Source organism: Sporosarcina trichiuri, from assembly GCF_030406775.1.
Taxonomy (GTDB): Bacteria; Bacillota; Bacilli; order Bacillales_A; family Planococcaceae; genus Sporosarcina; species Sporosarcina trichiuri.
Genome location: NZ_CP129119.1, coordinates 2,084,778 through 2,097,584 on the forward strand (window position 1 = coordinate 2,084,778; position 12,807 = coordinate 2,097,584).

General features: G+C 54.1%; 12 protein-coding genes. 1 reads left to right on the forward strand and 11 read right to left on the reverse strand.

Annotation, left to right across the window (positions count from 1 at the left end; all coding sequences use genetic code 11):
* Position 1: 1 nt before the first annotated feature.
* From rpmE to QWT68_RS10595, 8 genes are all read right to left on the reverse strand, one after another.
* Positions 2-226: a 50S ribosomal protein L31 gene (gene rpmE / locus QWT68_RS10560; protein ID WP_040287563.1), complete on the reverse strand. Its 225-nt coding sequence runs from the start codon at positions 224-226 to the stop codon at positions 2-4.
* 753 nt (positions 227-979) lie between these two features.
* Complete coding sequence (locus tag QWT68_RS10565; RefSeq protein WP_290148032.1) at positions 980-2,254, reverse strand: IS110 family RNA-guided transposase; 1,275 nt, start codon at positions 2,252-2,254, stop codon at positions 980-982.
* Between the two features lie 774 nt (positions 2,255-3,028).
* Positions 3,029-4,312: a transcription termination factor Rho gene (gene rho, locus QWT68_RS10570; RefSeq protein ID WP_040287564.1), complete on the reverse strand. Its 1,284-nt coding sequence runs from the start codon at positions 4,310-4,312 to the stop codon at positions 3,029-3,031.
* A 127-nt stretch (positions 4,313-4,439) separates the two neighbouring features.
* Positions 4,440-5,405 (reverse strand): class II fructose-bisphosphatase, encoded by a 966-nt coding sequence (glpX, locus tag QWT68_RS10575; RefSeq protein WP_040287565.1) that lies wholly within the window; start codon positions 5,403-5,405, stop codon positions 4,440-4,442.
* Between the two features lie 99 nt (positions 5,406-5,504).
* Positions 5,505-6,788, reverse strand: coding sequence for a UDP-N-acetylglucosamine 1-carboxyvinyltransferase (gene murA, locus QWT68_RS10580; RefSeq protein ID WP_040287566.1), 1,284 nt, complete (start codon positions 6,786-6,788; stop codon positions 5,505-5,507).
* Between the two features lie 19 nt (positions 6,789-6,807).
* Entirely contained in the window at positions 6,808-7,455 is a 648-nt protein-coding gene (gene fsa / locus QWT68_RS10585; RefSeq protein ID WP_040287567.1) for a fructose-6-phosphate aldolase, read from the reverse strand.
* A gap of 103 nt (positions 7,456-7,558) precedes the next feature.
* Positions 7,559-8,416: a class II fructose-bisphosphate aldolase gene (locus QWT68_RS10590; protein ID WP_040287568.1), complete on the reverse strand. Its 858-nt coding sequence runs from the start codon at positions 8,414-8,416 to the stop codon at positions 7,559-7,561.
* Positions 8,417-8,522: 106 nt separating this feature from the next.
* Positions 8,523-8,894 (reverse strand): response regulator, encoded by a 372-nt coding sequence (locus QWT68_RS10595; protein WP_338066440.1) that lies wholly within the window; start codon positions 8,892-8,894, stop codon positions 8,523-8,525.
* Positions 8,895-9,042: 148 nt separating this feature from the next.
* On the opposite strand from QWT68_RS10595, the gene QWT68_RS10600 reads away from it, so the two are divergent.
* Complete coding sequence (locus tag QWT68_RS10600) at positions 9,043-9,558, forward strand: DUF2529 family protein (protein WP_290148311.1); 516 nt, start codon at positions 9,043-9,045, stop codon at positions 9,556-9,558.
* A gap of 290 nt (positions 9,559-9,848) precedes the next feature.
* On the opposite strand, the gene pyrG is transcribed toward QWT68_RS10600, so the two are convergent.
* The 3 genes from pyrG to QWT68_RS10615 all read right to left on the reverse strand — a co-directional run bounded on the left by pyrG (position 9,849) and on the right by QWT68_RS10615 (position 12,665).
* Positions 9,849-11,450, reverse strand: coding sequence for a CTP synthase (gene pyrG, locus QWT68_RS10605; RefSeq protein WP_040287571.1), 1,602 nt, complete (start codon positions 11,448-11,450; stop codon positions 9,849-9,851).
* 437 nt (positions 11,451-11,887) lie between these two features.
* On the reverse strand, positions 11,888-12,445 hold the full coding sequence (gene rpoE / locus QWT68_RS10610) for a DNA-directed RNA polymerase subunit delta (RefSeq protein WP_290148312.1): 558 nt from the start codon (positions 12,443-12,445) through the stop codon (positions 11,888-11,890).
* Between the two features lie 52 nt (positions 12,446-12,497).
* Complete coding sequence (locus QWT68_RS10615; RefSeq protein WP_290148313.1) at positions 12,498-12,665, reverse strand: hypothetical protein; 168 nt, start codon at positions 12,663-12,665, stop codon at positions 12,498-12,500.
* Positions 12,666-12,807 lie beyond the last annotated feature (142 nt).

Genomic DNA, 12,807 nt, shown 5'->3' on the forward strand with positions numbered 1-12,807 from the left:
CTTACTTGTCTTCTTCGCGGTTTTCTTCTTTGAGGCCATACTTTTTGTTGAAGCGGTCGACACGGCCGTCCGCTGCAGCAAATTTCTGACGTCCAGTGTAGAATGGGTGACATTCAGAACAAACTTCCACTTTAATGTCTTCTTTGACAGAACCTGTTTCGAATGTGTTGCCACATGAACAAGTAACAGTTGCTAGTTTGTAATTCGGGTGAATTCCTGCTTTCATCGGTCTCTCTCCTTTCGCCCTGGACCATCTGGAACAGAGTTGTATTTCTGGTCGGCCTGCGCCTTCCCAGTAAAAGACTGATGCCTTACACGGCCCGTATATGTCAGCCGTATATGCAGATATGGTGTGAACCATATGAGTTAATCTTACCAAAACCGGACGGGCTGTGCAAGATTTTTGTTTGGCTTTTTCTTGGACGATCAGGAGGCGGCGGACATGATTTCCATGCTGCCACCGGGGCTGCGCTGCATGCGGGCAGTCTACTGTGTAAATTAATCATGAAAACGGGGTTCCGCTCATAAACCGTGAAAAGTGATCATAAACCTGAGATTTTGATCATAGTCCTGGGAAAGTGATCATAAAACCAAGGTTCCGCTCCCTCTTGAAACATTGATATACCAGGGGTTCACGGTGGTAAATGAGAGACAAAAAAATTTTTCTCTTCGATTCATGACCAGTTCCTATAATAAAAGTGAAAATATTGAAGGCCAAGCATACGCTACGCTGCCAAGGGTGGAGGTAATTTCCATCCCTGGCGGGACTGGTATGCGATGCACTCTGGATCTCCGCGTTCCTTATACTGATGTACCCTCCCATGGCTCTTGGCGTCTAGGCGCTAACATTCCTTCGTCGGATCTAGTAATAAGGCGGAGGCTGGCTATGCTCATAAGGGGACTCTGAGGTCCAATCGGAATTTCTTGCCTGCTTCTCCGTGTCATCCTGTTGTAGGTCTTACATTAGAAGGTACGTCGGTCAGCCTTGGGCCAGGGCAGGGATATCCTGTATCATACGTTGCGGATCAAATGCCCTGCGGTGTTTACACATACCGAAGAGAACATGGAGTAATTTCCGGCAGAGAACCACCATTGACTCTTTCTTCTTTAAAGGATTTTCAAGGCGTGTCGTGTAATACAGATGAAGCTGACGAAATGCTGGGTTGTGCTGAACCAATGGCAAGGTAACTCGATACAAAACAGAACGAAGACGCCGTCTGCCGCGCTTGGAGAGACGCTTCTGGCCCGTATGTTTCCCCGAAGAGCTTTCCCGAAGCATTAATCCCGCTAATTTCTCCAATTGGCGTGGATGCTTATAGTGGGTAAAGCTGCCGACTTCAGACAATAGATCGATAATAGTCGAGTCGGAAATTCCAGGCACAGAGTTTAAAATTTCATACTCATCGGTTGGCCGGATAATCGCCATCAAAGCGTCTTCCAACTCTGCCAGCTCCCGCTCTACCTGACGGAACCGACTGACAAGCGACTGAATCTCCAAGCGGGCAATCCGCTGGCCTTCAGACGCGCCGATGGTGTGCGACAACAGAGGGATCAGTTTCTTCACCTTGGCCATCTGGACAGAACGCAATCCGTCGGATTGGCGATAGAGACTACGCAAGTCATCCAAGGACTTCCCCTCGAAATCTGCAGGGAAAGGCGTGTAGGTCAGGACGGCCAATGCCATCTTGCCAAACGAGCCGAAAACCTTGCGGAACTCTGGAAAGTAGACATCCGTCCAGCGAATCAGCTTATTTTGCAGGGCAGTCCGTTCTTTGACCAAGCTATTGCGCAGCGTGGAGCCCACCCTAATATCTGCTTCATGATCCTTCAGGTGGCGCGGGTAGCTATACCGACCATCCTTCACAAGCTTAGCGATGACGATGGCATCTTTCTTGTCATTCTTGGTCTGGATGTTATCGTCCAGCTCCTTAGAACGCTTTACATGAAGTGTCTGAACAGCCACGAAGGGGATGTGCTGTTCGTGCAGGAATTGCCGCAAATTCAGGCCATAGTGGCCTGTCGGCTCGGCACCTACCAGCACATCGGTCTTGCCGAATTCCTTCATCGCGTTCTGGATCTCTGCCTGAAGAAAATCGAATCCTTGCCTGGACTGAAAGACCGGAAAAGGCTTTTTCAGCACAATGCCTCGATCGTTGACCATACAGGCGTAGTGCTTCTCCTTGGCGACATCGATACCAACTATCAAGGTTTGTTCTGTCACTTGCATGATTTTGTGATTTTGGGTATCATTCATTTCGAGTCCTCCTTGGTATTTAGTTAGGGGTCATTTCGTCTAGGAACATGACACCCCCGAATCATACCAGGAGGGCTTTTTTGCGTGCAAGCCCTTTAAAAGTTCAAAACAGGAATGCTCATAAACCATGCGGAAGCGATCATAACTTCACAAATGCCGCCCTGGACGCGGCCGATCTGCAGCTTCTCTCTGATGCTGTGCCGCGCAGGAAACCTGCAAGTCAAGGGCTGGTTTGTCTGCTCCGCTTGCGCTTCGCTTTTTTCGTGGTACCGTCACAGCGAAAGAGACCTGCTGAGAGCAAAGTGATCATAAACCCGGGTTTTTGCTCATAAAATCGAGAAAGTGATCATAAAACATGGAAAGTGATCATAAACTCAGGATTCTGCTCATAAAACCGGGAAAGTGATCATAAACTATGGATTCTGCTCATAAACCCCGGCGAAGCGCTCATAACTTCACAAACGCTGCACTGCCGGCGGTTCAGTGCCTGTCCTGCACTATGAAAAGCAGGCAGCCGGGTTTGGCTGCCTGCTTTTTTGTTAGTTATTGGATGACCGAGTCCCTCGGGGTCGTTTCGGTCATTCCGTAAAGGCAAAAAGCGCCTTTTCGGGATGGCCTCCAACGCCTGTCGGGACTACCAAGCCGCCTGCGCTTTTAGATTATCCAGCTCCAGCGGCCAGCCTCTCGGGTCGTTTCGGCCAAGCAGGAAAGGCAAAGTGCGCCTTTTCTGCTTGGCCTCCAACGCCTGTCGAGGCTAAACGGCCGCTTCCGCTTTTATATTAGCCCTTTGCCGTTTCTCTGGGTTTTCATGTCTTCGTTGAGTTTGTCGAAGAATTCGGCGTTGGTTTTGGTGTGGCGCAGTTTTTTCAGGAAGCGCTCGGCGAAGTCGGGGGCGTCCGAGAAGGTTTTGCGGATGGCCCATAGTTTGTCGAGCTGTTCTTTCGGGACGAGCAGTTCCTCTTTCCGCGTGCCGGAGCGGCGGATGTCGATAGCCGGGAAGATCCGTCGTTCGGCGAGCGCCCGGTCGAGATGCAGCTCCATGTTGCCGGTGCCTTTGAATTCTTCGTAGATGACTTCGTCCATGCGGGATCCGGTGTCGACGAGGGCCGTCGCAAGGATTGTGAGGCTGCCGCCTTCTTCCAGGTTGCGGGCCGCGCCGAAGAACCGTTTCGGCCGGTGGAAGGCAGCCGGGTCGATACCGCCTGACAGTGTGCGGCCGCTCGGCGGAATGATCAAGTTATAGGCACGCGCAAGACGTGTGATCGAATCCATCAGGATGACGACGTCGCGTTTGTGCTCGACGAGACGCATGGCGCGCTCGAGGACGAGTTCCGCCACTTTGACGTGGTTTTCCGGCACTTCATCGAATGTCGAGCTGACAACATCCGCCTGGACGGAGCGTTCGATGTCGGTCACTTCTTCCGGACGTTCGTCGATGAGCAGCACGATGAGTTCGGCTTCCGGGTGGTTCGTCGTGATGGCGTTCGCGATTTCTTTCAACAGCATCGTCTTCCCCGCTTTCGGCGGTGCGACGATCAGTCCCCGCTGGCCGAAACCGACCGGCGATACAAGATCCATGATGCGGGTCGACAGGTTGCGCGGCTCCGTCTCGAGCTTGATGTGCCGGGTCGGATAGAGCGGTGTCAGTGCCGGGAAGTGGACGCGTTCACGCGCGACTTCCGGGTTCTGTCCATTGACGGCTTCGACCTGCAGGAGGCCGTAGTAGCGCTCGTTCTCTTTCGGCGGACGGACTTTCCCTGTCACTTTGTCCCCGTTCCGCAAGTCAAACCGGCGGATCTGGGACGCAGAGATGTAGATATCTTCGGAACTGGAGGAGTAGTTGATCGGCCGAAGGAATCCATAGCCTTCCGACTGGATGATCTCCAGCACCCCTTCCATGAAGAAGAAGCCTTCCTGCTCGGCGCGCGATTTCAATATGGAAAAGATGAGTTCCTTCTTCGTCAGTTTGCTGTAATAGCTGATTTTGAATTCTTTTGCGAGCGCATAGAGTTCTTTGAGTGTCATGTTCTCCAGATCAGCGAGGGTAATCATTGTCATTATCGGCACCACTCTTTTAGGTATAGTCTGCTATCAGGGTGAAAATCGGTTGGGGATGTTCAGAATGAGCGTACGAAGTACAGAAGAATCGCCCGGTTTTCACACCGGGCAATTTTTATGAGGCCGTTCAGTCTTTCATCACAAGGTGAGGTTTCTTGTCCATGCTGTGGCGCCCTTCCACGAAGCGGATGGTCCCCGACTTCGAGCGCATGACGAGGGAATGCGTCTTGGAATGGCCGCCTGTGAACTGCACACCGCGCAGGAGTTCGCCGTCTGTCACGCCTGTTGCGGCGAAGATGGCGTCGTCGCCCTTCACCAGGTCATCCATATACAGGACTTTGTCCACGTCGATGCCCATTTTTTCGCAGCGTTCCCGTTCCGCGTCGTTCATGGGGATGAGTCTGCCCTGGATCTCCCCGCCGAGGCACTTGAGGCCGACAGCGGCGATGACGCCTTCCGGTGCGCCGCCGAGGCCGAACAGGATATCGACGCCTGTCCCTTCGAATGCCGTGTTGATGGCTGCGGCGACATCACCGTCGTTGATGAGTTTGATGCGCGCGCCGGCTTCCCTGATCTCGTCGATGATCTTCTGATGGCGTTCACGGTTCAGGACGGTTGCCGTCACTTCGTTGAGCTGTTTGTTTTTCGCTTTTGCGACGGCTTTCAGGTTGTCCGTCACGGAGGCGTTAATGTCGATCTTGCCGACCGCTTCCGGGCCGACCGCAATTTTATCCATATACATATCCGGGGCATTCAGGAGGTTTCCTTTGTCCGCGATTGCGAGGACGGCGAGTGCATTCCAGCCGCCGGATGCGACGATGTTGGTCCCTTCGAGCGGATCGACAGCGACGTCCACTGCAGGACCGGAGCCTGTTCCCAGCTCCTCCCCGATATAGAGCATCGGAGCTTCGTCCATCTCACCTTCGCCGATGACGACAACGCCCTGCATCGGGATCGTATCGAATACGGTCCGCATGGCTGTCGTGGCCGCGTCGTCCGCCTCGTTCTTCAGACCGCGTCCCATCCAGTGCGATGCGGCTACGGCCGCGGCTTCTGTCACACGTACAAGTTCCATCGATAAACTGCGTTCCATCTCTTGAATTCCTCCCGTTTTCTGCTGCTTGCAGATTGTCTGACCGTGTTGCTCGTTCACTCCATTATAGCACAGCGCAAAACGAGCGCATGGCTGAGTTTACAGGCTCTCCGCCTCTTCCGCCGGATCGGGCACGTCCACTTTCCGGATCGATGCGCCGAGTCCCTGCAGTTTTCCGATCAGCCCGCCATACCCGCGTTCGATATGGGAGATCCCCTGGATTTCGGTCTCACCGTCTGCGATCAGACCTGCGATGACGAGGGAGGCACCTGCACGGAGGTCGCTCGCCTTCACTTTCGCCGAGTGGAGCGGCGTCGGTCCGCTGATGATGGCGGAACGGCCTTCCACTTTGCTTTCGGCGTTCATGCGGCGGAGCTCGTCGATCTGCTTGAATCGCGCGGAATAGATCGTATCCGTCAGCATCGAAGTCCCTTCCGCCTGGGTGGAAAGGACGCAGAACGGCTGCTGCAGGTCTGTCGGGAACCCCGGGTAGACAAGCGTTTTGACATCGACCGCCTGGAGGCCGTGATGTTTCGGGATGAAGATCCGTTCTTCTTCTTCTTCGACCGTGACGCCCATTTCCCGGAGTTTCGCCGTGACAGCTTCCACGTGGAGGGGGATGACGTTTTCGATGGAGACGCCTTCTCCTGCTGCAGCCGCCATGATCATGAAGGTGCCCGCTTCGATCCGGTCCGGGATGATCGTGTGGCGGGTGCCGCTCAGGCTCTCCACGCCGTCGATCCGGATGACGTTCGTACCGGCACCTTTGATATTCGCACCCATATTGGACAAAAGGGTCGCGACATCGATGATCTCTGGTTCCTTCGCTGCGTTCTCGATTGTCGTACGGCCTTTTGCAAGGACGGCCGCGAGCATGATGTTGATGGTCGCGCCGACACTGACGATATCGAGGTAGATCTTCGCGCCTTTCAGCTCATCCGCCCGCAGGTAGATGGCGCCGTGTTCGTTCGTCACCTTCGCACCGAGTGCTTCGAAACCTTTGATATGCTGATCGATCGGCCGCGGTCCCAGGTGGCAGCCCCCCGGCAGCCCGATGACGGCTTTCTTGAATTTGCCTAGCATCGCACCCATGAGGTAATACGACGCCCGGAGTTTCTTGACGTTGCCGTTCGGCAGCGGCATGGAGATCATATCAGCCGGATCGATCGTCATCGTACCGTCTTCGAATTCGACATGGCCGCCGATATCTTCAAGCAGCCGCTGCAGCGTATGGACATCGGAAATTTCAGGCAGGCCTTCAATTGTCACCGGGGTATCCGCGAGAATGGACGCCGGGATGAGAGCTACGGCACTGTTCTTCGCTCCGCTGACTTTGATGCTGCCTTTCAGAGGTTTGCCGCCTTGCACTTTATATACTTCCATTTCAATCTCCTTTACACGATCACTTGTTGTCACGGGATTCCCAGTCCTTCAGGAATTGGTCGATCCCCTGGTCTGTGAGCGGATGGCTGAACAGCTGATTGAGCACTTTGAATGGAACGGTCGAAATGTGCGCACCTGCAAGTGCTGCATTCGTGATCTGCTGCGGACTGCGGATGGACGCCGCGATGATTTCCGTGTCCATGTTGTGGATTGTGAAGATGTCCGCAATCGTTTCGATCAATGCAAGACCATCCTGGCCGATGTCATCGAGCCGTCCGATGAACGGAGACACGTATGTAGCGCCTGCACGTGCAGCCATGAGCGCCTGGTTCGCACTGAAGATCAGTGTCACATTGGTCTTGATGCCTTCCTTCGCGAAGACGGAGCAGGCTTTCAGACCTTCCGGCGTCATCGGCAGTTTGACGGTGATGTTCGGCGCGAGTGCTGCGAGTTCGCGGCCTTCCTTGACCATGCCCTCCGCATCGAGTGCGATGACTTCCGCACTGACCGATCCCGGAACGAGCGCTGTGATCTCCTTCAGGCGGTCATGGAACGAAATGTTCTCTTTCGCGACGAGCGACGGGTTGGTTGTCACGCCGGACAGGATGCCCCAGCTGTGTGCTTCTTTGATTTCATCAAAGTTTGCGGTATCAATGAAAAATTTCATAATGGATCTTCCTCCTCAGATTGAATGGAAAGAAGGCGGATCATCCGGCTGACGGGATGCCGCCCCCTTCTTCACCGGCTGCAGTGCATGCGGCCGGTCTGTTTCACGCTTTCTGTGAACTGCCGAATTCGCGCATCTTGCCGACGACGGTTGCCTGGATCGCTTCACGCATCGGTCCGAGATACTTGCGCGGATCGTAGACGTCCTGATCTGCTGTCAGCACGTCGCGGACAGCTTTCGTTCCCTGGATCTGATTCTCTGTATTGACGTTGATCTTCGAGGTGCCGAGTGAAATGGCACGCTGGATATCTTTCGTCGGGATTCCGGTCCCCCCATGAAGGACGAGCGGCAAGTCGGACTCGGTTGAAATCTGTTCCATTTCCTTGAATCCGAGGTTCGGTTCGCCTTTGTACGGACCATGGACGGAGCCGAGGGCAGGTGCGAGACAGTCGATACCCGTCTCTTCCACAAGCCGCTTGCACTCTGCCGGATCCGCATACATGACACCTTCCGCCACGGTATCGTCTTCCTGGCCGCCGACGAGTCCGAGTTCCGCTTCCACGGAGACGTTTTTCGGATGTGCATACTCGACGACCTGTTTCGTAATCGAGATATTCTCCTCGATCGGTTTCGCGGATGCATCGATCATGACAGAGGTGAAGCCGGCATCGATCGCTTCCCTGCACTTCTCGAAGCTCGATCCGTGGTCCAGGTGGATGGCGACAGGTACTGTCACGCCGTAGTCCTGAATGAGACCTTTGACCATGTGGACGACTGTCGAGAAGCCGCCCATGTAACGCGCAGCTCCTTCGGAAACACCGAGGATGACCGGTGAATTCTCGGCCTGGGCCGCTTTCAGGATCGCCTGTGTATATTCAAGGTTGTTCAAGTTGAATTGCCCGATGGCATATCCTTCTTTCTTTCCCTTGATCATCATTTGTTTCATAGACTCGAGTGCCATGCAGATTTCCTCCTTCGAATGGTGGACCGGTATGATTTTTTCACGGGTATTGCCGCTATTATCATACCAAATAACCCGGATCAGTTCCACTTGGGGGAGAAGGCTATCAGGATTCCTCCAGCAAATGGTTGATGACACGGCGGACTTCATGGATATCGAACGGCTTCTTGAAATAATGATCTGCCCGCAGGCCAGGGACACTCCGGACCATCTCTTCCTCACTGAAGGCGGACATCAGGACGACCGGATAGTCAGGATAGCTGGTCTTGATTTTCTGCAGCACTTCCTTTCCATCCATTCCGGGCATACGCAGGTCCATGAGGAGGCAGTCGGGCTCCTCCTCTTTCAGCTTCCGGATCGCTTCTATTCCGTTCGCAGCGAGTATGGTGTCATAGCCCTCGTTCTTGAACACTTCACTCAACAGCATTCGGATACCCGCCTGGTCATCGACAATCAGCAGTTTCTTCAATCCATTCACTCCTTAGAAATGATCAGTTAGTTTTAGAATTACATGAAATCGTAAAGCCCTATGTACTGTCTATCTTTGACACCGCTAAGGGAAAATCCTTTCTTTTACTGCGGAATCCCGATTTTTTCTTTATACTGGAGTCCATGGAGGTGGGACAATGAAAATGCTGACAACCCAGCTGACGGGACTGCTGCAGCGGATCGCGGGCAGCCAGGAAGAGGCAGTGGAAGACACGGCGAGACTGCTGGCGCAGGCTGCTGCTGGCGAAGGGCGTGTACTGCTGAGTGGGACAGGGGAAATGCACGGTGTCGTGTTAAACGCGATTGCCGGTGCAGAGCCGTTCCTGAAGGCTGCAGTTCTTGAAAGCCCAGAGACGCCCGATCAGGCGGACCGCGTCTGGCTGTTTGCGCGGAGTGCGGCAGACGAGGAAATTTTGCAGATTGCCCGCCCACTTGCAGAACGCGGGATTGCATTTGCAGCGGTCGGTGATGTGAAAGAATCGGAAGACAATGAGCTCTCCTCTCTGGCAGATGCTTACATTGCAACCGGCGTGACAAGGGGGCTTCTGCCGGATGATGACGGCGGCCGTGTCGTTCAGCCGCATTTGTTTGCAGCCCTTTTCATCTTCAGCGCAGTGAAACTTTCTTACGATGAAATGTTGATGGATTTATAACGATTTGTTGGGTCCGGCTAACCTGAGGGATGCTGGGCGCAGCTGCAGGACATTCCGCTCGGCGGGGTGGACGTGTGAAGTTATGAGCGCTTTGGCGGCGTTTATGATCACTTTTTCGGGTTTATGAGCATTCCTGTTTTATGAACACTTTCCCCGGTTTATGAGCGGAATCCCGGTTTTATGATCACTTTCCTCGGTTGTATGAGCGCAGCCGCTGGCAAGGCACGGTGTATCACCCGCTTCACAAGCAAAAAAACCTCCCGGCTCGGGAGGTTTTTTCGTATATTCATTTAGTTCTGGTGGCTGAGTGCCGCTTCGACGAAGCCTTTGATGAGCGGCTGCGGGCGTGTCGGGCGGGAGACGAATTCCGGATGGAACTGGCAGCCGATGTAGAATGGATGGCTCGGCAGTTCGATGATTTCAACGAGGCGCTCATCCGGGCTGATGCCGGAGATCACGAGACCGGCTTCTTCAAAGCGGTCCAGGTATGCCGTGTTGAATTCATAGCGGTGGCGGTGGCGCTCCTCGATGAGGTCCTTGCCGTACGCTTCATACGTTTTCGTGCCTTCCTTCACTTCGCACGGATAGCTGCCGAGGCGCAGGGCGCTTTCGTCTTCGCGGCCGTTGCGGAAGTCCGGGTGCAGCAGGAAGATCGGATTCGGTGTATGCGCGTCGAATTCGACGGAGTGTGCATTGCCGAGCCCCATGACATCGCGTGCATATTCGACCATCGCGAGCTGCATGCCGAGACCAGTTCCGAGGAACGGCAGGCCTGATTTCCGGGCAAAGGCAATCGCGTGAATCATACCGTCGACTCCGCGTTCCCCGAAGCCGGCCGGCACGAGCAGGCCGTCGACGTCGGACAGCAGCTCCGCAGCGTTCTCTGCAGTCACGTCTTCGGAGTTGATCCATTTGATGTCAATCGTCGTGTCGAATGCATAGCCCGCGTGGTTCAATGCTTCCACCAGGGAAATGTACGCATCCTGCAGTTCGACGTATTTTCCGACGAGCGCGACACGTACGGTCTTTGAAAGGTTCTTCACGCGGCTGACGAGCTCTTTGATTTCATCCATCTCCGGCTGTTTCGCTTCCAGACCGAGGTAGTCGACGACGATATCGTCCATCTTCTGTTCGTGCAGGCGGAGCGGCACTTCGTACAGCGTTTCCGCATCGGTCGCTTCGATGACTTCCTCCGGCTTGATGTTGCAGAAGAGCGCGATCTTGTCTTTCATTTCCTGCGGGATCGCATATTCGCTCCGCAGGACGATCATGTTCGGCTGGATGCCGAGACTGCGAAGTTCCTTGACACTGTGCTGGGTCGGCTTGGTCTTCATCTCCCCGGCGGCTTTCAAGTATGGCACGAGCGTGTTGTGGATGTACATGACGTCGTCTTTGCCGAGATCGGTTTTCATCTGGCGGATTGCTTCGAGATACGGCAGGGATTCGAAGTCACCGACGCTTCCGCCGATCTCCGTAATGACGACATCCGCATGCATTTCCTGGCCTGCGCGCTTGATGAGGGTCTTGATTTCGTTGGTGATGTGCGGGATGACCTGCACGGTTGCGCCGTTGTATTCACCGTTCCGTTCTTTCTGCAGGACGAGTGAGTATACTTTGCCCATCGTGATATTGGAGTATTGGTTCAGATCGATGTCGATGAACCGCTCATAGTGGCCGACATCCAAGTCCGTTTCCGCGCCGTCCTGTGTGACGAATACTTCGCCGTGCTGCAGCGGGCTCATCATGGTCGGGTCGATGTTGATGTATGGGTCGAATTTCTGGATCGTGACCTGCAGGCCGCGGTTTTTCAGAAGCCGTCCGAGTGAAGCGGCATTGATGCCTTTTCCGAGTGATGAGACAACGCCGCCTGTGATGAATATATATTTCGTCATAGTGAATTCCTCCATTGTTTTGTAGTCAGGATGGCTTGGCCGGAACCGGAGTATATTGAATTAAAACTGTATACAGTGACGATACCGAGTGGATCTCCGTTCCGGGAGGACGCTTTCCGGGGGCTCGATTTCAGCCTCCTCGCCGCTGCGCGCCTGCGGGGTCTTCAATCTTCGCTAACCCGGGCCGACAGGACGTCGGTCATGCAGCCGTCGCCGCAGTACGCGGCGTTCTCAGGCTGCCAGGAGTCGCCTCCCTGCACTGCGGTCCACTCTGCTATGTCCATGCAACCTCTTCTTTTCCATTCAATATAATAACGAAAAAACGCCCCTGCTGCAGTGTTCACTGCAGAAGGAGCGCTTAAACATCCGTTCGTTTGTCCTTTAAAAAGGAGCCCAATTGAATTGTATAGCGGATGTCCGGCAAAGTCAAGGATGGATTATAATTCCTCTTCCTCTTCGTCTTCTTCCTCGTCTTCCTCTTCATCGAGGTCGATGTCTTCGTCAGGAATAATTTCAAGCCCTTCCGCCGGATCGTCGATTTCGTCTTCGTCCGAATCGACTTCGTCTTCCTCGTCGTCCGCCTCATCGGCTTCGTCTCCGAGTTCTTCGTAGTCTTCCTCGAAGAATTCAGCGTCCTCAAGGTCTTCCTCTTCCAGTTCCTCTTCCTCTTCGTCTTCATCGACCGCTTTTTTCTTCTTCTTGCGGACTTTGACGACAGGTGCCGTCTCTTCTTCGATCTGGTCGACCGGGTACCACTCGCGGAGTGACCAGCGGCCGTCATTCATGGCCATGAAGCGGCCGTCGATGTTGAGGTCCGTATAGAATTGCGGGAGTCTTGATTGCATCTCACTGTCGGACAGCCCGGTGAGCTGCTGGATTTCGTGCAACAGGTCATTGAAAGCGATCGGGTTTCTCGTCCGCTCGAAAATCGCGAACGTGATATCGATGAGGGATTCTTCGCGTAATTGCTCTTTTGTCATGTTTGTTACGTCCATGGGAGGCACGCCCTTTCTTCAGCTTCATTCATATTATGAGGTGGTGCAGCGGCTACTGTGTTCGTCGTCTGCTGCGGAACCGCCGGAATTCCTTCCAGGAGACGGTCAGCAGGTAGATGGCGGCGAGCAGGAAGGGAATCGCACCGAGCCCTTTGCCGTACAGGAGATAGGTCAGTGTGATGAGTGTGATTATAATAACAAGATGCACTGCCGTCTTCAACTTCCGCACCCCTTTTCGGCCATTCCTTATAGTATACGCGCGTTTTGGGTTTAAAATCCACTGAAACTTGTTTTCGTGCAGCGTGAAACTCTCCAGACCGCGGATACCTGGTGCAGACGGATGCTTTTTCCCTGCGGCCGAA

What these genes read in the sequence shown, in the direction of transcription:
- QWT68_RS10600 (WP_290148311.1), top strand. Translation starts at nt 9,043, where the DNA reads ATGAAAATGCTGACAACCCAGCTGACGGGACTGCTGCAGCGGATCGCG.
- QWT68_RS10590 (WP_040287568.1), bottom strand. Translation starts at nt 8,416, where the DNA reads ATGGCACTCGAGTCTATGAAACAAATGATGATCAAGGGAAAGAAAGAA.
- glpX (WP_040287565.1), bottom strand. Translation starts at nt 5,405, where the DNA reads ATGGAACGCAGTTTATCGATGGAACTTGTACGTGTGACAGAAGCCGCG.
- QWT68_RS10565 (WP_290148032.1), bottom strand. Translation starts at nt 2,254, where the DNA reads ATGAATGATACCCAAAATCACAAAATCATGCAAGTGACAGAACAAACC.
- fsa (WP_040287567.1), bottom strand. Translation starts at nt 7,455, where the DNA reads ATGAAATTTTTCATTGATACCGCAAACTTTGATGAAATCAAAGAAGCA.
- rpoE (WP_290148312.1), bottom strand. Translation starts at nt 12,445, where the DNA reads ATGGACGTAACAAACATGACAAAAGAGCAATTACGCGAAGAATCCCTC.
- rho (WP_040287564.1), bottom strand. Translation starts at nt 4,312, where the DNA reads ATGACAATGATTACCCTCGCTGATCTGGAGAACATGACACTCAAAGAA.
- rpmE (WP_040287563.1), bottom strand. Translation starts at nt 226, where the DNA reads ATGAAAGCAGGAATTCACCCGAATTACAAACTAGCAACTGTTACTTGT.
- murA (WP_040287566.1), bottom strand. Translation starts at nt 6,788, where the DNA reads ATGGAAGTATATAAAGTGCAAGGCGGCAAACCTCTGAAAGGCAGCATC.
- pyrG (WP_040287571.1), bottom strand. Translation starts at nt 11,450, where the DNA reads ATGACGAAATATATATTCATCACAGGCGGCGTTGTCTCATCACTCGGA.